The sequence below is a fragment of the Burkholderia sp. MSHR3999 genome (genome assembly GCF_000833595.1).
GTDB classification, from domain to species: domain Bacteria; phylum Pseudomonadota; class Gammaproteobacteria; order Burkholderiales; family Burkholderiaceae; genus Burkholderia; species Burkholderia ubonensis.
In genome coordinates this window covers 802243-824373 of sequence record NZ_JRFO01000007.1, presented here as the reverse complement: position 1 = coordinate 824373, position 22131 = coordinate 802243, and the positions used below count along the sequence as shown (strand labels likewise).

Sequence of the window (22131 nt, the reverse complement as noted above, 5' to 3'; positions counted from 1 at the left end):
GATGCGCCAACCGCTCGACGACGAAAATGCACCGCTGTCCGTCGTGCCCACCACCACATCGATGCGTTTGGTGTGTTGTCACGCCTGTGGCGTGCTCAGTCCACAGTCGTTCGAAGGCCTACGTTGTCCGCGTTGCGGCGCTGCTCTGCACAGCCGCAAACAGGACAGCCAGGCGCGCGCGTGGGCTTTCCTGATCTCCGCCATGATTCTCCATGTCCCGGCCAACCTGCTGCCGATCATGGTGACGCGATCCGTCGACGGCACAACGAGCGCCACCATTTTCTCCGGCGTGGTTTATTTCTGGGTCTCCGGCTCGAAAGCGCTGGCCATCCTGGTGCTGATTCCCAGCATGGTGGTGCCGCTGCTCAAGATGATGGCCTTGACGTTGCTGCTGCTCTCGGTGCGCTTTCGCACCACATGGCGCATTCGGCAGCAAACCCGGCTGTACCGCCTCATCGAAACGATCGGCCGATGGTCGATGCTCGACGTCTTTGTCGTCGCCCTGCTCAGCTCGCTGATCCGCGCCGGCGCACTGGCCACCGTCACACCCGGAGCGGGGCTCCCGGCTTTCGCGTGCGTCGTCGTGCTCACCATGCTGGCCTCTCACAGCTTCGATCCCCGCCTGCTGTGGGACTCGCTGGACACAAATAATGACTGAACCCGCTTCGCCCCATTCTCCGACGCTCCCCGACATCCGCCGACGAATACGCTGGCTGCCCTCGCTTGTCTGGCTGATTCCCATCGTCGCCGCCGTGATCGGGCTGTCATTGCTGATCCATGTCCTCGTCGAGCGCGGCCCCGAGGTAACCGTGACCTTCCGTTCCGCCGAAGGTCTGGTTCCAGGCAAAACCCCGGTGCGCTACAAATCCGTCGACATCGGCCTGGTCACGGCCGTGCACCTTGCGCCGGATCACTCTCATGTCGTCGCCACCATCGCCCTGACAGGCGATGCCGGAAATTTCGCGACCATGGGCACCCGCTTCTGGGTCGTGCGCCCCCGGTTTGCCATCTCCGGCGTTTCGGGCCTGGATACCCTGCTTTCCGGCGCATACATCGGCGTCGACGCGGGCAAGTCGCAGGCGCACACCCGCTCCTTCACCGGACTGGAAGTGCCGCCGGCGGTGACCTCCGACACCTCCGGCAAGCAGTTCGTGTTGCACGCCGCCGACCTCGGCTCGCTCGACATCGGCTCGCCGGTCTACTATCGGCGCGTCCGCGTGGGCCAGGTGGTGGCCTACCAGTTGTCTCCCGACGGACGCGATCTGTCTCTCCGGGTGTTCATCAACAAACCGTACGACAAGCTGGTCACCGCCGACACGCTGTTCTGGCACGCCAGCGGCGTCGACGTCAAGCTCGACGGCGGCGGCCTCAAGGTGAACACGCAGTCGCTCGCCACCATCCTGTCAGGCGGCATCGCCTTCCAGACGCCGGACAATCCCGCGAGTCGCGTGGCCGCCGCCGAAGACACCCAGTTCGCGCTCGCCAGCGACCAGGCCGAGGCGCTGAAACCCGCCGACGAGTCGAGTCCCGCGCTGGTGGTGCTCAATTTCGACCAGTCGCTGCGCGGATTGGCCCCGGGCGCGCCGGTCGATTTTCGCGGCATCGTGGTTGGCCAGGTGCGCTCGATCGGTATCGAATACCAGCGCGACGCCAAAACCTTCCGCATGCCGGTGGTCATTGAACTCTACCCGTCTCGCATGGGTTTCAGCCGGGCCGATCTCGCCAACAAGCAGAACGCGCGGAGCATCGCCGAGACCATGGCCAAACGCGGTCTGCGCGCTCAATTGCGTACCGCGAGCCTGCTCACGGGCCAACTGTACGTGGCGTTCGATTTCTTTCCGCATGCGCCGCCCGTAAAAGTCGACATAGACAGCCCACTGCCCGAACTGGCCACCACGCCCAGCACCATCGACGAACTTCAGGCGAAACTTGGCAACATCGTCAGCAAGGTCGACAAAGTGCCGTTCGATCAGATTGCGGGGGATTTGCGCAATTCAATGGCGTCGTTGAACAAAGTGATGAACAACGCGGACAAGCTGGTGACGCAACTCAACGGCGATGTCATGCCTCAGGTCGACGCCGCGCTGCGGGACGCACGGAAGACGCTCCAGTCGGCCGACGCCATGCTCGCGACGGATTCCCCGACGCAGCAGGACGCGCGCCGCATGATGCAGGAGCTGACGCGCACGGCCACCTCGCTGCGCGCGTTGACCGACTATCTGGAACGCCACCCGGAAGCAATCGTGCGCGGCAAAACGAACTCGGAGCAACCATGATCGGACACTCCAGCCTCGTGTCGACGGCCCTCGGCTGGACTCTCGGCGCCTCCATATTGACCGGCTGCGCGTCCCCCGAGCCGCGCTATTACACGTTGGAGCAGGTATCGGCGGGCCGTGCGGCAGTCGAGCAGTGCGCCGCCGCGCCGGCCACCGGCTCGCGATGGATCGAGGTGGCCCCCGTAGCCGTACCCGAACGCCTCAATCGGGCCAATCTGATTCTGAATCAGCGCAACGGCACCTTCAAGCTGCTGGAACAGGATCGCTGGCTGGCGCCGCTGCCCGACGAGTTGCGCGATGCGTTGTCGCAACGGCTGCAGTCGAGTCTCGGCGCCGTCGATGTCTACCAGCGGGACCCCGCCGGATTGAAACCGCAATACCGCGTCACGGCCACGGTGGTCAGCATGGATGCCGAACTCGGTATACGCGCTGGCGCGGTCATCAACTGGACCGTGCAACGCGTATCCGATGGTAAGTTGACGGCCGGCCGCACGCACGCGGAGCGGCCGGCTCCCGGAGAACTGGGAAGCCTGGTACTCGCCTACCAGCAGATCGTCACCCAGGCCGGCGCCGATATCGCGATGGCCGTGTGTGCGCTGAAGTCATGAATTCCATCCGGCATGGTTCGGATGCGGCCCTACGTCGGGCGAGCCGCACGAAACCGTAAAGCAACGCAACTTTCGTCAACAGGTGATGACATGAAAAAACTGCTTACCCTTATTCCGCTGATCGCGGTGCTTTCCGGATGCGGGGCGGTCGCAGCACCGTGTCGTGTCGCATCCGCGGGCCTCAAGGTCATTCCGGTGGTTGGACACGCCGCGGCGGCACCAACGGATGCCTGCGCCGCCGTAATCGATTGACCAGTCCTTGAGAAAGGCTTTCTGCGGCAAGTTCTGTCGAACCGGGCGAAACCGCTGGGCGCCAGTTACAAGACTGGCGCACACCAGGCCCGGTTTTACAAAACGGCTTCCGCGCAAGGAAACCTCACTTCACCGCATCGCATTCAATCAACGTTTTTCTTGATTTTCCAATCTCAAATGAAAAATATCGTCATCCTTATGATGCCTGCGTTCGCCGCGTCATGCTTGTTTTTCTCCCCGGCCTACGCCCAGTTTCGCGGATTCGACGACTGGAATCGATCCGGCGACAGGCGAGCCTTGTGCCGCCAATCAATTAAATTGGCAGGTGTAGAAGATGATATGGACCAACGTATCCGCAAAATTGTCAGAAACTCCTATGATGCTATTCAACGCAGACCAGTAATGAGAAGTTCGACGGATGCCAACAGCTACAGCGAAGTGCTCGGCGAAACACTTAATGATGCCAAGGATCCCATACTCAGACAGCTGCTGGAGAGCTGCGCAAGGAACTTCACGATCAGCGAGCTGCGCGGCATCAACGATTTCTACATGAGCCCGGCGGGACAAGCATGGCTCCGCAAAGGTCGAGGCTTGATCATGCCCGAGATGGAAAGAGCCATTTCCGACATTCAACCTCGTATCAACGAGACCATTGAACGTCGGTACCGCGAACGCATCATGAACTGACTCGGTCGTTACCAGTATGAAGCGGTGCCGAAGACGAGGAATTGGTCTATAGTCCCCATCAAATCCGTAGGCAAATATCGCCAGAATACAATTCGCATCGATCGCCGCGCGCCTCTGATTGAAGAACATCAATATCATTTGTGCGGCTGGCTGCCCGCTATCTTACTCCGGGGGGGTGTCATTCGTGGGCCGCACACCTTCATGCGATCGCCGTCATGCGCTTCCCCCGTGGTCACCTCGATTCAGGTGGTGGCACCGCGCGGCGTTGGCACGACCTCACAGACGATCGCGAGGGGGGCACGCGATGGCGCTGTCACATAGACAATCCGGCCAGCGTAGATGGCACAAAGAAAATGCCGGTCTCGCTACAAACGACGCTGCGCTGCTGCGAAACGTTTCTTCAAGCGCGTTTGGCAGACCACCTGGTGCCCCCCACGAATACGTCTGTCGGGCTTTGCGATATCGTTTTGCCGCTCACCACTGTGATCAACGATGTGACAGCGCCCGACGAAGCGTTTTTCGGCTCGATTGCTCAGAGCAGTGCGGACGGCATCGGCGCTTCTTCGTACCCGCCCCACACCGATTGATCGTAGTCGACGACGGAGCCGGTCACCAGACCTGACTCGTCCGTCGCGTCGGTCGCCGTCATTTGCCTTTCCTCGTATAACGATTTGTCAAAGTTCTCTCGCCATGAATGACCGCGCGGAAGTCTGCCCGCTTTCGCGTCGGGCAATGTCTCAGCCCGTATCCCGTCCATTACAGCCGGGCATTCGCTTCCTCCGCATTCCTTTACCCACAGCGCCAACAGCGTTCCTTGCGGTTCGCCTACCATTGCTGGCGGGGCTAGCTCGTTTTACCCGATGCCTTTCGTGATGTACCAGAACAGCGCCGGCGTCATCCAGACACAGCTCTCCACCGGCGGGCAAGGCGGGCCCCTAGGCCGCCCGTGTTTGCGCAAGCGAAGATGCACGTCCCGATTGAAACTGCAAGGCAGGCTCGCGACCATGCGCGCAGCGTAGGTGCCGATTGCGCGGTTGCAATCGGCGGCGGATCGACGGTCGGCCTAGGAAAAGCTATCGCGCGTGAGTCGAGCTTACCCATCATCGCCATTCCAACCACGTACACCGGCTCCGAGATGACGCCGATCTATGGCATTACGGAGGACGGGTTGAAGCGTACCGGACGTGACTCGCGTGTTTTGCCCAAGACCGTCGTCTACGACCCCTTCCTGTCACAGCATTTACCGCTCCGCTTGCCGTTCGTGAGCGGCCTCAATGCGATTGCGCACGCCGCAGAAGGAATGTACGCCCGAGACGGCAACCCGATCATGTCACTCATGGCCGAAGAAGGAATACGCGCGTTGGCGACAGGCATGCGAGGTCTCAAGAGCGATCCGGAAAATCTCACTGCGCGCAGCGATTGCCTTTACGGTGCCTGGCTGTGTGGTACGGTACTGGGTCATGTTGGGATGGCTCTGCATCACAAGCTCTGTCATACCCTCGGCGGAAGCTTCAATCTGCCGCATGCGGAAACACATGCAATCGTGTTGCCTCACGCACTCGCCTATAACAGCGCCGCGGTGCCCGACGCGATGTTTCGAATCGCCCGGGCGCTCGGAAGCGAGAATGCTGCGCTTGGTGTCTTCGAGCTCGGGCGGGAACTCGGCATTTCGTCCGGTTTGCGCGAGATTGGCATGCAAGAATCCGACCTTGATCGAGCATGCGAGCTCGCCTTGTCGAATCCCTATTGGAATCCACGCCCGATCGAACGCGGACCCCTCCGGTCCTTACTTCAGGATGCGTGGAGTGCGAGCGCGCCGCATCTGTGACCAGAAAGTCAGCGTGACTTGCCGTACGGAAATCGAGGGCCTGTCGTGGGGCATTGAACGCCGGTTCATTGCCCCATGGTCCCCGTGAAACGGCCACCATCAACCGTCGCGACGAAAATTCGGAGATCTCCACGATATCCATTGTTCATTTGGTCACGACGGTGATTGCGATTTGAATGAGTCATTTGTCAAATCCACTCACCCGAGCTTGATCTCAACGATCGACCGCCTCACTTTCTCGGTTCGGCGACTTCCATAATACGCACATCATGATTTCGATTCGAGCAGCAAACCACCGTGGCCGTGCCGAGCATGGCTGGCTTAGTTCCCGTCACACGTTTTCTTTCGCGAACTACTACGATCCGAAGCAGGTCGGCTTCGCGACACGCAGCGCGCTAAGTCGATGCAGTTGTCGTCCCGCCATGTTGCCCTCCCTACCCACAAACCCACATCGCTACCCATACTTCGTGAGGAAGTTGTGCGGGACGTCAACGATAGCCGCAAGCACGTCGTTACCCACAAATCACTTTAAAATCAGCAATCTACAGGACATCAACGGAAGAACCCGGAAGGGCCCGGAAGGCCCATGTGGCGGAAGGCAGCAGGAGTCGAACCTACCCAGGAGCGTCTGACGCCCCTAACCGGATTTGAAGGCCGATTTCACTGTATGCAAGATCAGTTGACAGGCTGTAGACCCTCTATGCCATGCGGATTTGAGCATCTGTCAATGCTGTAGATGCGTACAGTGACGCGCCATGCGAAGGCAGAAAAACACACACCGTCAACGCCGGAGACTCGGCCAACCTCAAAGGTTCCGGCGCCCGGTGCTGCGACGCTTTCGTCTGCCACACTCGAACGGTCTCGCGCCGAGCTAGGCGGAAGAGGCACCGGCACCACACGGACGTAGTGCGCGCGCGAGTTGCAGGCTAGGCAACAATATGATAAAAAGCCTAGTTGCTTTGGTTATACTTATGTGGTATTTTGTTCTCACCATGTACAGAATCAGAACAAGGGCAATCAGTCAACTGAAAGGAGGTAGCAATGTTTGACTTTCGCATGTCAGTGCGCGAGAACTTTGCTTCGTTCCGCGATGAGGCCACGGGCCGCGTTGTTTTCGTTGACTCGTTCGACAACCATGAATTTAATGTGCGCTTGGGCACATTCGACGAAAGCACTGAGCTCGGGGTCATAGTCGCAGACTCTAGCGATGCGTTGAACAGCCAGCTGAGAGAACTCGTAGCCGCGCACACCTAACCACAACATGCCGATCACACAAGAAGAAACGCGCGCACTTGAGGCGACCATCAACGAAAAACTCGCGGTTCACAAAACGGCATTTAAGATGTCGGTGCACTTTTCGATTGACCGTTTGAACGATCCGCGGAACAACCCTCCCATTACGATTGCCGAGCTGGAATCGATCTTCGACCGCCTGATCGACCAGCACATCATGGCAATCTTGGTACTGAACGACAAGGATACGTTTAACATTCGGTGCCAGCAGTCGGACATCAACATCCCATGCGGCGTGCAAAAGGTCACTGCTCCCCAGAACTCAACGATCACGCAGAAAAATATCGTCATCACGATCATGCGCAAGCGGAATTTCTTCGCAAAGGATGCGATTGAATTCCAGGTCTGAAGATCGACCACCGTCGAAATTATTGCCCCCCGTCCCTGACGGGAGGAGATTCCTACAGGATGTACCTCAGTTGCCTGGATCCGCGGGCAAAAACATCCGTCCGAGCTATTCGGATACCCTCATATTGCCGATCTCAATTTGATGCTGCAGTAGCTCGTAGCGCTTCATGGCACTGCGGCGGCCCGCTCTGGCCACCGCAGCCACCAGAGTCAGTCCGCGTTTTCCCGAATGACCTGCTCCAACAGGTTGGCGTCGTCGACTGGCCCTTCAGAGCCCCTGAACGCGCATACCTCGATGTGCCCATCCCGGAACACGTCCGCCTCAACGCGCATCCCGACCACGGCGATCGAAACCAGCACCGTATCGGGCCGATTGCGGCTCAGGGTGTAATGAATCTTCGCGGCGTCGAGCCGGTCGAGAAGGTCGAATAGTGTGTTTGTAGCCATCGCAAGCCGCCTATTTCTTGAACCGATTGTCGTTAAGTAGCTTCAGTGCCTTCCGGGCATCCTTGATGCCGTCGCCGGCATCGCTTTGAATTTCGCCAAGAGTCGAGTTCAGATACTGACCCGGAAACTCTCGCAACACCGACCCCTTGCACTCGGCCCTGATGATGTCACATGCCATCATGTCAGTCCGATCCGCTGCGGCGATTTGCTCGACGTCGACGTCCGGCAATCCGTCGAAATATTCGAACGGCTGTGCATCACCGAGCGGCGTTGACATATCACTGCCGACATCATCCGCCGCCGCGAAGTCGCCAGACAATCCGTCGTCGTCCGAACTGGTCGTCGCGCCAAGCGCAGCTCCGGCGACTGCCTCGACCACGCCGAGCCAGTCGAAACCGCTACTGCCGTCGTCGTCCGAAAGGCCTCTTGCAGTGCTCGCTTTGGCCGCTTGCTTGGCAGCAGCATGTGCTCCGCCGCCCGACATCGCAGCATTCAGGCCGTAGACCTGGCTAACGCTGACTCCGATCGGCGGCCAGCGCTCTGGACCGGGTGTCGGACGAAACGCTGACACGGATATCGATTGATCGCGGTTTACGATCGGCACCAGCTTCTCGTTCGCAACCGCATTCCGTAGCGCGTGTTCGACCCCAGCGTTGTCGGTCGGCAGATCCCAGTGCGCAACGTTGAGGAATTCGCTGAGAAAGGACCGAACAGCTTCAAGGGCTTGGCCACCAGTGATGGTGCGCAGATCCCAGTTCGGCCGGAAGTAGAGGTCGAATGCCCGCCGGTCCTCCTCGAGCAAGCGTCGGTTTATCGCTTCGTCTTCGCACTGCTGGTCTCGACTTAAACTGAACGACCAGTTCGAGCAGGTCAAGCTCCGCGCCGATGTCGATCGGAAGCGCTCGATGTCGTCACGGCGGAGACGGTAAGCCCACCGAATGTCGATGTTGCGCGTGTCGTATTGTCGGCGCGGCATCAGCATGCACTGCCACGTGCCGATGTTGAGCGGGACATAGAGGGTGTTGTACATCGGCGAGCCTGCCTCGTACAGAGTTGGACGGAACGACCATCGTAGCGGCCCGGAGAACGTCTCGGAACGGCCCGAGTGAAATTTGACCGTTCCCAACGTTTGCGCCTTGATGGCCTAGAACAGGCCGCCCGTCTGGGTTCCCGGCTCCCAGTTCGTGATCACCAGTTCGCTGCTCATCGACGAGCCGCCGGCGTTATTGTTCACGCTGTACTTGATGTTCAGGCCCAGCATCGACAAGCCATCGAACGCCCGCCGGATGTCCGGGTGGTCGTTAATGCTGACCATCACCTTGCCCTTGCACGAACGCATGAATGCCGCCATACGCTCGTAGTTCTCGAATGGGAAGTCGACGCCGTAGCCCTCGGTCTGCCAGTACGGCGGATCGCAGTAAAAGAACGTATGCGGCCGGTCATAGCGCTCCATGCACGCCTGCCACGACAGGTTCTCGATATTTACGCCGGCAAGTCGCAGATGGGCGGCCGACAGACTCTCCTCGATGCGCAGCAGATTCACGGTTGGCGCGGTGGTTGCCGTGCCGAACGTCTGGCCTTCGACTTTGCCGCCGAAGGCGTGCTGCTGCAGGTAATAGAAGCGCGCGGCTCGTTGGATATCGGTGAGCGTCTCCGGGACCGTCTGCTGATGCCATTTGAACACCTGGCGACTCGAAATCGCGTACTTGAACTGCCGCACGAACTCCTCGAGGTGGTGCTGTACGACACGGTAAAGGTTCACCAGCTCGCCGTTGATGTCGTTGAGCACCTCCACTGGTGCAGGAACGGGTCGTAGAAAGTAAAGCGCCGCTCCCCCGCAAAAGACCTCCACGTAGCACTCGTGTTGAGGAAACAGCGGAAGAATCCGGTCAGCGAGACGCCGTTTCCCGCCAATCCAAGGAATAATGGGATTGCTCATTGTGAATTGCCAATATCCAGTTGATAATGTCTACCACCTCCGCAGAGGTAGCAGGGTCTTGGCTGATTCACTGCGTGTTCAGTGGAGAAGCGGCCGGCACGGTGTTCCAGCACTCGGGCGGCCGCCCTGCTCCAATTCGCGCTCTCCATCAAAACCACGCCGATCCCTACAGTGCCTCAATCACCCGCTCGATGAAGTGATCTTCGACGTTCGGCACTGGCCAAGACGGCTTGCCGATCGCTACGAGTGGCGCCGGATGCTGCCAAGGATGGAGCAGCCGCGGCACGAGCGGCACCACATCCTCTCCGTTTCGGTACAGATGAATCCGCACACCGCGCGCCGCTAGAAGCGCACCGAGCCCACCATCTGCGCTGATGCGCGGAGGCTCGAACGCGTACACCTCTTTCGGCGGTCGACCGACCTGACACAGCACGGCCGCGAACAGGATCGCCAGCGCAGCCCCTTCGCTGTGCCCGACCGTCGCGGCCGGCGTGGGTAACGCCAATAGCGGATCCCGGATCGAACAGAACGCCCGCCAGAATCCGGCATGCAGCACACCGAGGCCGTCGATGGTCACGGCCCCGACGTCAAGGTCGGCGAGCCAGCACGCGACGTTGTTCGTGCCGGGGAATGCAACCGCACTCCCCTCCACGATTGCCCGCGCAGATCCGGCCTCGACACCGATCTGCGGCGGGGTCGTATATGCGCGCTGAGCTAGCAACGCATAGTCGCGCGGGGTCATTGCAATGGCGCGCCTGTGAGCAGCGTCGACGGGGCAGCCGGCGCGGATCCGGCCGAGGCACCCGATGCGGGCGCCGCAGTCACTGTCGCTTTCCCGTACGCAGCAAGGGCGTTCGTCACGGTCAACTGGAACACGCCGAGCGCAGCAACGACGATTGGCTTCTGGTCGGCTGGGATTAGCGCTGAGCCTGTGATCGCCCGCTCGATCGCCGGAATGCCGCTACCGATCAGGGATTGCGTCGACGTGGTCGTGATGGCAGACGCCGTTGCGCAAAACAGACCATTCGCGGTCGCAGCGGCAGCGACTTCCGGGTCAAACGCTGCAACACTCAGCAACGTTGGCTCAACGATCATGCAGCCACTCGCAACGTCTGCCTGAAGTTTGGCGAACGCAGCAGTTGCCGACTGCTGTTGAATGGTCGAGCAGGCGCCAAGCGAGAGTGCAACAAGGCCAGCCGCGAGTGCGGCAAAAATCTTTTTCATGATGAAATCCTTCGGGAGTTGTGCCGCGAACACGGCGGGGATGATTACTGCAGCGTGGGGGCTGGCGCGGGTTGGACAGCCGCGGCCGGGATTACGACTGCGGCGGACTGCTCCACGGTGGCCGCCGGCGGCGCCGGCACAACTACGGGCGCGGGATCGCTCGCCTTCAACTCGGGATCGACTGACCCCTGAATACCGGCGACCAAATCCGCAACTGCCGAACTCGAGGTCGGGGTGCCGCGATTCACTGCGGTGTGGTACACACCCAGGCCGACGAGCGCACTTCCGATCGCGAAGATCAGTTCGTGTGGATCGACACCCTTCAAGAAGACGAGCGCCGTCCACAACCCGAAAAGCAAAACGGCCGCGAGAAATTTAATGCGCATCGCGGACAGCTTCAACTTCTGATCAGCATTCATTGCATATCTCCTGAAATAAAAAAAGCCGCCCAAGGCAGCAATGAGGACTACGAGACAAGGAAGCGCCGGCTCGCTTACGCGACGTCCAGCAAGGTCAAGTTGTGGGCCTTCATGATCGCGATGACCATCGCGGCATAGGTAGGCGCGGTCGAATATCCGCAGCGCGCAACTGCTGCCGCAAACTCCGGACCATTGGTGTACGCGAACGCCGGCCGGTAACGCGGGTTGCGAATCAGAAATTCCGCATGGTCCTCTATGCTGCCGAGCCAACTGCTATACGCGCGAAAGCGAGACGCGACTTGCACTGTTTTGCCGTTAACAACCTCATGCGTGAGCTTCGTCGTATATGGCCCATGCCAACCCGGATCGGCCTTGATCCCGAACAGGTTCATTCCCGGTGCGTGCAGCCCCCATCCAGACTCGAGCGCACCTTGCGCGACCGTGACGCTGGCCGGCACGCGCGTCCGTTGTGCGCACACCTTTGCCGCTGGCGCGATTGCAGCGATAAATGCTTGTGGCGTCATTTGAAAAATGCCTCGAGTAGTTTCAGCGCGTTAGCCGGGCCAACGAGCACCGCAGCAGCGAGGAAGTACAGGATCCACTCGATCCTTTGCGATTTCTTCTCGATGCCCTCCATGCGCTTCTCACCGCGACCAAACGAATCCAGAATCCCCTTATAGCGCTCGGCACATACAGCCTCGTGCACCTCGATGCGCGTCTTGTTCTCCGCGATTTCCGCAGCATTTTCTTCCGATGTTGTCATAGGCGGCCCCTACAAATGAAAAAGCCGCCAGAGGCGGCATGCATTACCTACAAATATGAAATGCGCCTCACGAGCGCCGAAAAAACAAGTCGTATGAGGCGTACGTTAGCCTGACAGCGGCGTGAAAACCCAGGCGGGTGGCGACGTGTACGCCAACGTCACAGACGCGCCTGGATTCAACATAAAGCCGACATCTGTGGATTTCGCAATGACTGCCCCGTTCATCTGGACTGCGGACACCGTTCCGCCAATCAGATTGACGAACTGCCGTTGCCCACTGCTATTCGTATACTGCGCGCCACTGAGCGGAACTGCCGGTGTTCCCAATAGGGAAACGTCCGGAATATCCACGGTGAAGCCGACTGCGGATGCGACCAGATTGGCGAATGGAATTCCAATATTGGGATTGACGAGCATGTTACTGCTGCCAGCAGTCGCATTCACCCCGTTAAGTACATTCGCGATGGTTCCACCGATCCATGTGTTATGCACGGCAGTCCGTGAATCGATAGCGATGGCACAAGCTGCCATCTCCATATCAAGACCATCGAACTTGTTTCCCACGCTATATCCACCAGTGAGATGGATGCAGTTTCCCGCGTTACCGAAACTGCCCTCAAACACGCCGAACTGCGTTTGCCTCAACCTAAGTGCATCGCCGTATCCCGAACCACCGCAGTTTGCCACCAGACGAACTTTCGGATTGAAAACACCGTTCATCTCGACGGCGCATGAATCTGGCGAATTGCTGCCATTGTTCACCACCAGATCAAGGGTCAGCTCGTTGATCTCGTCTTTGAGCCCCTCGTCGCCAACCTGTAACACGACGCCTGCCACATTGCCTTTGACACCCCAACCGACGTATTCTGGATAAAAGGCAGCCTTCGATTCACTCGTGATCAGGAGATTCGGAGCAGCCACATTGTTGTCGAACACCAACCCACAATTTTGTCTGCCGATGCCAATGATCCGCACGCCGGTAGTCGCAACCGATGCAAGTTCAAACTGTACCTGGCTTGTGCATCGGTACCAGTTCGTCAAAAGCAATTCCTTGCCACTCGCAGCTGCTGCTTTGTATGCCTTAATAACCGCCGAAGTATCGTCGGTAATTCGATCACCGGCAGCTCCAAAATCGTTTGGCGTGATTGCGTGATACGCCGAACTTGCTTGAAATATCACTCGTAAGGCATCGAGCAAATCATCGAAGCGGTTCGGCGTCGGCTGCACATTCGCCACCTGCAATATGCGCAGCATATTGCCGAGAATATCGTTTTGGGTATCGGCGTTCAGCCCTGTACCACGGATCCCCGGAGCGCAATCGCGCCCCCAGCCACCTGTTCCTGTTGGTGGAATCACCTGTCCTGGCGCCACATTCGGCGGCGCACCTACGGGGTTGACCAAAAAGCCTTGCATATTAGTCGATTGCCACTTGATTGGATGGAAACGAAGCGGAGCCACCGGACTCGAGCATGGCGCGAGCTTGCTTGCAACCGGAGACATATCGGGCTGCAGCTTTGGCGACCGCCATGAAAACTGCAGTGCTGGGCATCACGCGAAGTTTTCCCGTGATATCTGCCCATGGAAGGGTCTGCTCGCCGTTTGTGAACTCCTGCCAGACGCTAATGAACTGAGCCTCGGCGGCGATACTGATTTCGTCATCGGGAGCGACACCATAGATGGCATTCATCTCGGGTGACGAGGCACTCGTCACCGCCAATCCTTGACTGATCGATGCGTCGTATTGCTGCGCAGGGGTCAGTGTAGGAGCACTGTATGGTGCAATGTCCCCGTATTTTCCGGCCACCAGCTCGTCATAGATTTGCTGACCGTGCTGCTCGATATCCGCTTTCGACGCGAGGAACGGAACCGGCTGGTCGAATCCAGCAAACATCACCTCGCATGCGATACGAGATTCATCCGCGGCGGCGTAGGAAGGGTTCTTAACAGTCGTATAGTCCATTATGCGATCCGTTGTGCCAAATAGAGTGGAGTTGCCCCACTGGACACTAGTCCAATCGAGATCCATGTGCCTGCGGCCGCCCCCGCCCCATTGACAGTGCAACCGGCGACCTGTTGCCCGAGTCCTGTCCACGAAGGGTTGCTGCAGATCGAAATGCTTCCGACGTTTGCGTAACCAATGTTCGTAGTCAAATAGTTTCCAGCGGGCTGCTTACCATTTAATTGACTCTGAAAATTGGCGTTCTCTGTGTTGAACGTCTCGTTGAGGTACTGAATTGCGGCATTTTGTCCATTCACCGCGTTGTTCAGATTCTGGATAGCGGAATTTTGTCCATTTACCGCAGTGCCCAAATTCTGTATTGAAGCCGCCTGCCCGTTGACGTCGGTCTCGAGATTTGCGATTGCTGCCTGAGGTCCGTTGAGCGCCGTGTTGATCAGGGCATTGATCGCGTTGACCAGATCGTCGAACCGGTTAGGCGTCGGTGCGACTCCCGCGGCCTGCAATACGCGCAGCACGTTGCCAAGCAGGTCGTTGAAAAAATCCGCATCCGGCGTTGTACCGTCCAACCCGGGCTGACAATTGGCGGCCCAACCGCCGCCACCGGTCGGCGGCACAGCCTGGCCTGCGACGGTATCTGCCGGCGCTTGTACCGCGCCGATATTAAAGCCCTGCATGGTTCAAAACTCCTTGTACATGACACAGACGTGCGCCGGCACGAACTTCGAAATCAAGCACATCATCGGAGGCGGATCCGCCCCACAGATCGGCGTGCAGCCCAGCTGGAAATTGCACGAGCCAATTTGCGCGTATCGGGTAGCGACAGGGGGCGCGCAGTTTCCCGATGACATGTCATTGCACCCCATCTCGCCGCACCCCATCTCCGCGCTGTCGGTGTCGGCATTGGCGTTGACGCTGACGAGCAGAAACTGTCTACATCCGTGAAGGGCCGGCGCATCCGGACTCCCGCCGACCTGCATGCACCCGATCTGTCCGCACCCCATCGACGACTGCGGCACCCCCCACTCCGCAAGCGTCGCGGCGGGATAGCCAAGCCATTCTGCGACCTGCTGGAGGTATTCGAGAGTTGGTCCGGCACACGGACTATCTTGGAGTTGGATCCACTCGCACAGTCGTTCAGCCGTGAGACCCGGCGCCGGGCAATCGCTCGGATACCCGAAAATCGCCGCCCATCGCCCGAGCATCATCACCGCTGTACACGGAAACAATTCCGCGAGGATGTCGCATAGGTATTGCGCACAGGCTGCAAAGCCCGACGCAATCGCACGCCAAAACCTGCTGATCACCCGCGTCTCATCGCTCAGATCCCATATCGGGCCGCGCGGCAGGTTCTGCTGGATCGCGGCGAAATAGTCGTCGTCGGTCCACCCACACGAGTCGTCAATAATCTTGCATGTCGACATCAGCAAGTCTCCCAATCAACGACCACATGCGTAAAAATCTGCGCAGGCGGCTTGGCTGCAAACGTCGACTGTCCGACTGTGTAATCGAATAGCGCCGCTGCGTCGATCACGCGTTGCAGATCCTGCGCGGTATATCCGCGCCCGGGCGATGCCGTGCGGATAAGATAGCTATCGAGGTCACTTTCGACTGCAGATTGAATCGTCGCATTGAACGGCGTCGGGCACCGAATCGTAATGCCGAGCGGAACACCAGCGGGCAGACTCGCAACGGGCACGGCACCGATCGGTTTTCGGCACGGATTCGTCAGATATGCCTGGACGATCAACACATCCGTCTGCTGCGGAATGCCGTATGTCGTTGGGTAGGCGTAATCCATCATGAAATACACCTTGATCACGTTGCCATACGCGAATGCCCACGCTCGCGTGACCCCGGGGACTTCCAAGGCCCAATCGACGTAATCCTGCAACGTCCCATATCGGTTCCGGCGCGCCATGCGTGCCAGCAGACGGGCGCGCAGATCATCATCGGTCTCGATGTCCGCGCCGCCGCCCAAACCCGCCGTGCCGACGAGCGCCTCCGAATCTAGCCCGGACACGCTCGACATAAGTGACAACGGCTCGCTTGCCAACGCGTTAGTACTCGCCCCCGTCGTCGTGGCAGTGACGGTCACCACGCCGATTCCGGTAGCGTCGAGCACGACGTCCGCTTGCGTGGCGTACTGCGTGCCGTCGCTCCGACTGAACAGCGTGCCGGCTGGAATCAGAGTACTGGCAGTACCCGTTACAGCAACCGGGCCGGTCGCGGGCTGCGGCATCTTGATGTAGACGCGAAACAAATTTGCCCAACGCTGAAGCCATACCCCCGTCGCGGTGTCCGGCATCGCCTGCTTGAGGATCTTGACCGCCTGTGCGTACAACTCCCACAACATCCCGCCGACAACGGTTGCCGCAATCCAGAGGTTGTTCGGGAAAATCCATGCATCCGAGTTCGGCAACTTAGCTCGAAAGCCCTGTCGCATGCGCTCGATGAGGCTTGCTTGAGTCGGTTGGTCCATCGATCAGGTCCAGTAACGCCGGTATGCCCGGTTGTAGATAATTCGCCCGTCGCGGCCGTACAGCACGGGATTGATGAACATGGCGCCTTGAGGTTTGTCAGCCGTGATGATGCATTCCTGCCGCGCAGCAGCACCCTGGTCAACGAGACGTTGCATGGCGTCGCTCGCGTAAGACCGCGCGTGCTCGATCACCTTGTCCGTCAGCGCCTGGCGGTACAGCACCCAAAGCAGGCTTCCGACCGGGAACGGGCTGTAGACGTCACCCCACCATCCGCGGCGGTCCTCGGGGTTGTCCAAGAAAGGACAGTCGGCCGGCGCGCGTGCCTCGGTGAATAACTGGATGATCACGGCACTGTGCAGCTGGTTATCCGCAGCAAGGTCACCGTTTTTCACCTGCCAATCGGGAATATTCGTGAAGTCGTTGGCGCCTGACGGATCAGGCATGACGACGAAATCCCAACCGTCTCCGTACGTCGGTGTGCACTGGATCATTGCGGACCTCCCGACATGTCCTCGCCGTTCTGCACGCCGCCGTGTCTGTGCTTGCCACCTGACACATCGCCAAATACAACATCAGTCTTGCCCGTTACCGTGCCCGATGCGGTCGTATCGCCGGTCACATTCTGATTACCGGTCTGCTCCAGATCACCGATCAACGTCAGCTTCCCGGTCATGCGAAGATCGCCGACGAGGTCCGCCCCTTTTGGCACCTCGATACGCAGCTCGTCGCCGAGCAATTCGATGGTTCCGTCGTTCTTGAGGTGCAAGCGATGTGGCCGCGCTGCGTTGATGTACGTGTACACAGCAACCTCGCCATCAGCTACGTCGAATCGAAACCGCCGGTCCCCAACTACGACTACAACGCTGTGGGACTCATCGCCATCGATACATTGCGCAATCGTTTCGGCGCCGATCTTCGGCATAGCCGCCAACCCGTACGGTTCAATCCACTCCGCGGTTTTCTGCTGGTCCGCGAGACCAACGAGCGTCAACACCTTGTTCGCCGCACCGGAAATCCCAACGACAAAAGCGCGCCGGAACGTACTCCGCGCGCGCTGCATGGTTTCTCTCATGTCAATCTCTGGTCCAGAGGGGGCTGCTACCGCGTTTGCCCTTGGCTTTGCCCGCCGTTGTCGTCGACACCGGCTCGGGCGTGTATGCGCCCTGCGGCGCAAGCTCCATTTCAGTCACGGTTCCCGAACCGTCCTTGCGAAATTCGACACTCGCAATCAGCAGTTCGTGATCGAGGTTGATACGATCGTCGGTGACGTGGATCAATCGATTGATCCGCCAAAGCTTGCCGTCCGGCGCATGGAAACCTCGAACAGTCACCTTGAGGTTGATCGATTCGCCGTAATCGCGCGCCATCTGCCATTTCGCGCGCTCAAGCGTGCCGCCGTGGTCGGTCGGTCCCTCGGGGCGAACTATGCACGGTCGATAACGCGTCGTCGTCTTGCCTGTCGGGCTCGTATACGACGCGATCTGCGGATCATTGACGGTTGCGGACGGGGCGAGGTGCGCTTGCGCCTTCTTCACATACGCCGCATGCTGTTCGTTGGTCCAGACTACCGCAGCCGCCCCAGCATTTCCGAAATGAGGGTCGCTCTGTTGCCCTTTGGCGATGTACTGGCTGAATCGCTTTGACCAGTCGAACTTTGCTGCGGCGTGTTTGACGGGAGGTAGCGCGAACGGATAGCGGTCGCTGCCAGCTCGGGCAATTTGGAGATCTCCATCCGGGCGGCTGAAGACCAAAAGGCCCGACAGCTTGCACAGCCTTTGGATTGTGTCATACGTCTTTTCTCCCTGATTGATTTCGAAATTTCCGATACGTTGCTTGCTGGCTGCACTTGCACCGCCGCCCCTCTTCCCTTTCCCGGCCTTGGCCGCTTTCTTCACAATCGCCGCGCCTTTGCCGTTGAATCGCGCATTTGCAATACGCGTCGGCGCGTCCTGATCGGCATCGACATGGACCGTGATACCGAACGGCTTGACCAACGCGGAGATGATCGTCATCGCGTCCGATCCACGAAAATTCCCACCAGGAACGACCGTGGACGAATCAACCAGGTCGCCGGCCTTGGATCGCCCTGAAACGTTGACGGTGTGCTCGCTCTCGCCGATCTGGAACTCGGGCGCGTCGACGTAACCCGTACATACGAGCTCGCCGTCGATAAACAATCGTGCACTCGCGCCCGGCTGAATCCGCCACGCCTCACTGCGCCCGCTCCATCGCTCCGTGACGTCCAATCCGAATGCAATCGCACCCTGCTTGATCGACTGCGTGACCTTGACCGATTTCCAGCCCTCAAACATGAGACCGTCCACCTCAAGCGTCACCAGGTTGGCAAATTCAGTTTGTGGAGTCGCGGGCATACTGGATTTCATGAGGTAGGAACGATCCGTTCAGCGCACCGTTCCGATCGATCAACTCAAGCGCGCGAGTCGGGTCGTCGTATAGGTCATAAGCAACCGAAAGCGACGTTCGCCGTACGGTTCCGCTCAGCGTGTCGAGCGGTTGCAAGTCGTCAGAAACGGTCGCGAACTGCTCGCCGACGTATCGAAGCATGTCCGCAAGCATCTGGTGAATCTCCATTTGCCCATCGTTCGCGGCCTGTGACTGGGCGTTTAGCACACGCTGAGCGAAGTCATACCGTGCAGCCATCGCGCTATCACGATCCGGATATGCGGAATCGAGCACCGCTTGTCCAAGCTCGCCGAGTGCCGTGCGCGATACAAGCGATTCGATCGCCTGTGCCGCGTTGTTCAGGATCGCGATCTGCCCCGCATCACCGGCAACTCGAGGAAGCGAGATATCCGCCGTATCGCGAAGCGACTGCATCAAAAATGCATACGGCTGGTATTTCGTCATCGGCGACGTTTCGATATCAACCTGCTGTGCACCGCTTGTCGTCTCCGCAGGCTGGTCGATTCGTTCATCAAAAACGGACGTCAAGGAACGCACGAGATCGACAAGAGAGAGCGCCGTACCCAGCTCACCGAACGTGCCCGGATCGAAGGCGCCAACGACCGCCATCAATCCACGCAGGTCGAAATTCGACGCGATGAATGACAATGCGTTCGCTTGTCCAACCCACGCTACGGCGGTAGACATATATCCGTCGACGATCTGCCGAATATCACGCGTCATGTCACCCGCATTGATTGCATCGAGGTACGCGGCGACAGCTTGGTCGCGTAACGACTGCGCGGTATCGGCAATTAGACCGCTGCTGTTGGTAACCTGGAGGGATGACGCGCCATCCGCCTCGAGCACATAGTCGATAGAGAATTCGAACTTGCCGAGTTCATCTTTCGACGCTCGAAAATTCCACCTCGAAACGCGGACGTTGATATATCGACGCTCATACGGGTGATAGAGCACACCCGCACCGGGTTGATTGAATGCTCTCTTCAGTTCGTCGCGCTTGCGGGCAAGGTCGGGTTCAGTGATGTACCCATCGAGCTTCCCTTTCTCCGCGGCCTTCCCAAGGTCCTCGTTGTCCCAATCCTCTCGATTCGGATACTCGTGCGTGACAAGGCGCCGCCCACCTTCGTCGTCATCGGCCGAGGTCTCGAATTCGATTCCGCGGAACGACGCCTTTATGATGTATGGCTTAATGATGTCTGTCATGGCTTAACCGACGATACGCCGACGTCGCCGACGATGTTCGGCGCGCCGCTCTTGTCGACACCCGATTGCGTAAGTTTCAGTCCTTGGTCAAGCGACACGTGCATGTCGATGCCGAGCTTCCCCTTCGTACTCACCTCGACGGGCCCCGCCATCTTGACCTCCTGCGGTTTTTCCCCGGGTGTTCTAACGGGCACGCGGGCCAGAAGGCGCGTGTTCTCGTGCGCCCGTTCGCGCATCTCTTCCGCCGTAAATGGATGCGACTGTGCATTCCAAAGATCCTTCCCGGCGGCCGCCATTCTCGTTCCAACGCCACCGAAATTCTGATGTGCGCGAGTCGCAAACTGCGTTACGTCTTCCTTGAGATTGAAGAACCGACCGATGGCCGAAAAGATTCCGCCTTGCTTCCACGCTGAGGCAACGCCCTTGATTTTGTCCGCGACCGCTTCGAGGGAAGTTGCGAGCAATCTAAACGGAATCAGCGCCAGTTCGGCGCCGATCTTGACTACATCAAGCGCTTCACGAAGGAACTCAGCCACATCAGCAACAAATTGAAACTTTCCGCCGACACCATCCAGTGCTCCCGAAACCTGCGACGTGGACGGAAGCAGTTGAGCAAAAGCGTCCCATACGCCCTTGACTGCACCCCACACCGTGGACAGTACCTCGCTGAACGTCGACCATACGGCGTTGCCGAACGCCGCCAGGATCGGTTCGACCGCATCCCAAACGCCGCGGAGGTTGTCCCACACCTTTTCTAGGACGGGCTGAATCTTGTCCCAGTTGTAGTACATGAGTCCGGCCGCCGCAGCCAGTGCCCACATCCACGGGCTGGCTGCCCCGATTAGCCGAAACGCGGATCCCGCAGCACTTAGCGCGCCCCTGAGAAGTCCGACCATGCGCCCCGAAAGCGCAGACGCAAGTCCCACCGCGCGAATTTCGCCGACCAACTGGCCGCCGGCGAGAAACGCGAACCCCATCTGCGCCAACCGTGCTGCGCTCGCGAGTGCGACGAGGCCACCAGCCGCAGCGATCGCCCCGCTCGCCATCTTGAATAACGCTGGATGAGCCTTTTCAAACGCGCCAATCTTGCTGGCAAGGCCGGACGTCTTAGTTGCGAGCCATTCCATCTTGTCGCCGAACAGCGTGACCATCAGACCTTGCTTTGCGAAATCGAGCTTCTTGAGCGCCTTCGCATACTTCTCAACCTTTTCGACCTGCTCGTCACTGAGTACGCCACCCGTGCCGTCCGCTTCCGCGAACGCCTTGCGAATGCCCACTTTCCCTTGCGCCATCAGTGCTGCGACTTCACGCGCCTTCATACCGAAAAGCTTCTGCGCCGCGTTGTTGCTCTCGGACTCCAATTGACCGGCGAGAGAGGCGTTTCCGTGGTCTCGGAGCTTGTTGATACGGTCCATGTGTTCCTTGAACCGTGTCGCAACGTCCATTGCCACTTCGGTAATGCCGCGGACATTGCCCTTGGCATCCTTTACAGCCACGCCCATCTGCTTGAACAGTTCGGCCTGATCTTTTGCCTTGCCGCGCGCAACCTCGAACGCTGTCTCGCCCATCTTCGCGAGGCCACGCGTCAGCAGATCCGCGTCGACCCCTGCCTGCTCGGCCGCGTAGCCCCAGCGCTGCATCTCGGCGACCGGCATGCCAATGCCTGCCCCCTGCATTCGCAAATGCTCGATCTTCTCGGACAGTTCGTTGAGACTTGCGACGGCGCCGCCCGTGGCGAGCGCCCCACCGATCGCACCCATGACACCAGACTGGCCCCACAACCCCTTCACGTGGTTCGACAGGGCCTGCATGCGCTCACCGACCGTAGACGCCATGTCGTTCATCAGGAACTTCGTGCGCTCATGCACCGAACGAGCCATGGCTCCCAGGCGGTTTTCGATCTTCTCGCAGACCTGAGAGACGTCCTCTTTCGCCGAGATTTCGACCTTCGACTTGAATGCAGTGCTCATCGAATCA

Annotated in this window: 25 protein-coding genes and 2 pseudogenes; 9 read left to right on the top strand and 18 right to left on the bottom strand. The window is 59.2% G+C overall.

Features of this window, described 5'->3' with window-relative positions:
- Window position 1 precedes the first annotated feature (1 nt).
- From KY49_RS27240 to KY49_RS27210, 9 genes and pseudogenes are all read left to right on the top strand, one after another.
- On the top strand, window positions 2-658 hold the full coding sequence (locus KY49_RS27240) for a paraquat-inducible protein A (RefSeq protein WP_442854667.1): 657 nt from the start codon (window positions 2-4) through the stop codon (window positions 656-658).
- A complete protein-coding gene (locus tag KY49_RS27235; protein WP_042587515.1) occupies window positions 651-2276 on the top strand; it encodes a PqiB family protein in 1626 nt (541 codons plus the stop codon). The genes KY49_RS27240 and KY49_RS27235 overlap by 8 nt, the downstream gene beginning before the upstream one ends.
- Window positions 2273-2884 carry a PqiC family protein gene (locus tag KY49_RS27230; protein WP_042587514.1) on the top strand — a complete coding sequence of 204 codons (612 nt, stop codon included), beginning with the start codon at window positions 2273-2275 and terminating at the stop codon, window positions 2882-2884. Before KY49_RS27235 ends, KY49_RS27230 begins: the two co-directional genes overlap by 4 nt.
- A gap of 90 nt (window positions 2885-2974) precedes the next feature.
- Window positions 2975-3136: a DUF6726 family protein gene (locus tag KY49_RS38290; RefSeq protein ID WP_176727247.1), complete on the top strand. Its 162-nt coding sequence runs from the start codon at window positions 2975-2977 to the stop codon at window positions 3134-3136.
- Between the two features lie 177 nt (window positions 3137-3313).
- Complete coding sequence (locus KY49_RS36350) at window positions 3314-3823, top strand: DUF2059 domain-containing protein (protein WP_082062458.1); 510 nt, start codon at window positions 3314-3316, stop codon at window positions 3821-3823.
- An 877-nt stretch (window positions 3824-4700) separates the two neighbouring features.
- Window positions 4701-5651, top strand: a pseudogene (locus tag KY49_RS27220) (maleylacetate reductase); the annotation flags it as partial.
- Between the two features lie 269 nt (window positions 5652-5920).
- Window positions 5921-6035, top strand: a pseudogene (locus KY49_RS37740) (pirin family protein); the annotation flags it as partial.
- Window positions 6036-6692: 657 nt separating this feature from the next.
- Window positions 6693-6905: a hypothetical protein gene (locus KY49_RS27215; protein WP_042587511.1), complete on the top strand. Its 213-nt coding sequence runs from the start codon at window positions 6693-6695 to the stop codon at window positions 6903-6905.
- A 7-nt stretch (window positions 6906-6912) separates the two neighbouring features.
- Window positions 6913-7293, top strand: a complete 381-nt coding sequence (locus KY49_RS27210; RefSeq protein ID WP_042587510.1) for a hypothetical protein — start codon at window positions 6913-6915, stop codon at window positions 7291-7293.
- Window positions 7294-7502: 209 nt separating this feature from the next.
- Here KY49_RS27210 and KY49_RS27205 read toward each other — a convergent pair whose 3' ends face one another.
- From KY49_RS27205 to KY49_RS27130, 18 genes are all read right to left on the bottom strand, one after another.
- Window positions 7503-7739, bottom strand: a complete 237-nt coding sequence (locus KY49_RS27205; protein ID WP_042587509.1) for a hypothetical protein — start codon at window positions 7737-7739, stop codon at window positions 7503-7505.
- A gap of 10 nt (window positions 7740-7749) precedes the next feature.
- Window positions 7750-8769 (bottom strand): hypothetical protein, encoded by a 1020-nt coding sequence (locus KY49_RS34690; RefSeq protein WP_052495795.1) that lies wholly within the window; start codon window positions 8767-8769, stop codon window positions 7750-7752.
- A 114-nt stretch (window positions 8770-8883) separates the two neighbouring features.
- Window positions 8884-9678 carry a DNA adenine methylase gene (locus tag KY49_RS27195; protein WP_042587508.1) on the bottom strand — a complete coding sequence of 265 codons (795 nt, stop codon included), beginning with the start codon at window positions 9676-9678 and terminating at the stop codon, window positions 8884-8886.
- Window positions 9679-9844: 166 nt separating this feature from the next.
- Complete coding sequence (locus KY49_RS27190) at window positions 9845-10420, bottom strand: lipase family protein (RefSeq protein ID WP_042587507.1); 576 nt, start codon at window positions 10418-10420, stop codon at window positions 9845-9847.
- Window positions 10417-10902: a hypothetical protein gene (locus KY49_RS27185; RefSeq protein WP_042588767.1), complete on the bottom strand. Its 486-nt coding sequence runs from the start codon at window positions 10900-10902 to the stop codon at window positions 10417-10419. The genes KY49_RS27190 and KY49_RS27185 overlap by 4 nt, the downstream gene beginning before the upstream one ends.
- Window positions 10903-10946: 44 nt before the next feature.
- The gene (locus KY49_RS27180; RefSeq protein ID WP_042587506.1) at window positions 10947-11321 is read right to left on the bottom strand and encodes a hypothetical protein; all 375 of its coding nucleotides are present in this window, start codon (window positions 11319-11321) and stop codon (window positions 10947-10949) included.
- Window positions 11322-11395: 74 nt separating this feature from the next.
- Entirely contained in the window at window positions 11396-11845 is a 450-nt protein-coding gene (locus KY49_RS27175) for a glycoside hydrolase family 73 protein (RefSeq protein ID WP_042587505.1), read from the bottom strand.
- Window positions 11842-12084: a hypothetical protein gene (locus tag KY49_RS27170; RefSeq protein WP_042587504.1), complete on the bottom strand. Its 243-nt coding sequence runs from the start codon at window positions 12082-12084 to the stop codon at window positions 11842-11844. The genes KY49_RS27175 and KY49_RS27170 overlap by 4 nt, the downstream gene beginning before the upstream one ends.
- Before the next feature lie 105 nt (window positions 12085-12189).
- Window positions 12190-13497, bottom strand: coding sequence for a hypothetical protein (locus KY49_RS37735; protein WP_156162626.1), 1308 nt, complete (start codon window positions 13495-13497; stop codon window positions 12190-12192).
- A 1-nt stretch (window position 13498) separates the two neighbouring features.
- The gene (locus tag KY49_RS34685) at window positions 13499-14044 is read right to left on the bottom strand and encodes a hypothetical protein (protein WP_156162625.1); all 546 of its coding nucleotides are present in this window, start codon (window positions 14042-14044) and stop codon (window positions 13499-13501) included.
- Window positions 14044-14718: a hypothetical protein gene (locus KY49_RS37730; RefSeq protein ID WP_156162624.1), complete on the bottom strand. Its 675-nt coding sequence runs from the start codon at window positions 14716-14718 to the stop codon at window positions 14044-14046. The genes KY49_RS34685 and KY49_RS37730 overlap by 1 nt, the downstream gene beginning before the upstream one ends.
- A 3-nt stretch (window positions 14719-14721) precedes the next feature.
- On the bottom strand, window positions 14722-15465 hold the full coding sequence (locus KY49_RS27160; protein ID WP_042587503.1) for a hypothetical protein: 744 nt from the start codon (window positions 15463-15465) through the stop codon (window positions 14722-14724).
- Window positions 15465-16523 (bottom strand): baseplate J/gp47 family protein, encoded by a 1059-nt coding sequence (locus tag KY49_RS27155; RefSeq protein ID WP_082062456.1) that lies wholly within the window; start codon window positions 16521-16523, stop codon window positions 15465-15467. The genes KY49_RS27160 and KY49_RS27155 overlap by 1 nt, the downstream gene beginning before the upstream one ends.
- Window positions 16524-16526: 3 nt before the next feature.
- Complete coding sequence (locus KY49_RS27150) at window positions 16527-17015, bottom strand: phage GP46 family protein (RefSeq protein ID WP_082062455.1); 489 nt, start codon at window positions 17013-17015, stop codon at window positions 16527-16529.
- The gene (locus KY49_RS34680; RefSeq protein ID WP_052495791.1) at window positions 17012-17596 is read right to left on the bottom strand and encodes a phage baseplate assembly protein domain-containing protein; all 585 of its coding nucleotides are present in this window, start codon (window positions 17594-17596) and stop codon (window positions 17012-17014) included. Before KY49_RS34680 ends, KY49_RS27150 begins: the two co-directional genes overlap by 4 nt.
- A gap of 1 nt (window position 17597) precedes the next feature.
- Window positions 17598-18908 carry a phage baseplate assembly protein gene (locus KY49_RS27140; RefSeq protein ID WP_156162623.1) on the bottom strand — a complete coding sequence of 437 codons (1311 nt, stop codon included), beginning with the start codon at window positions 18906-18908 and terminating at the stop codon, window positions 17598-17600.
- Window positions 18874-20154: a DNA circularization N-terminal domain-containing protein gene (locus tag KY49_RS27135; RefSeq protein WP_042587501.1), complete on the bottom strand. Its 1281-nt coding sequence runs from the start codon at window positions 20152-20154 to the stop codon at window positions 18874-18876. The genes KY49_RS27140 and KY49_RS27135 overlap by 35 nt, the downstream gene beginning before the upstream one ends.
- Window positions 20151-22124 carry a hypothetical protein gene (locus tag KY49_RS27130; RefSeq protein ID WP_042587500.1) on the bottom strand — a complete coding sequence of 658 codons (1974 nt, stop codon included), beginning with the start codon at window positions 22122-22124 and terminating at the stop codon, window positions 20151-20153. Before KY49_RS27130 ends, KY49_RS27135 begins: the two co-directional genes overlap by 4 nt.
- Window positions 22125-22131 lie beyond the last annotated feature (7 nt).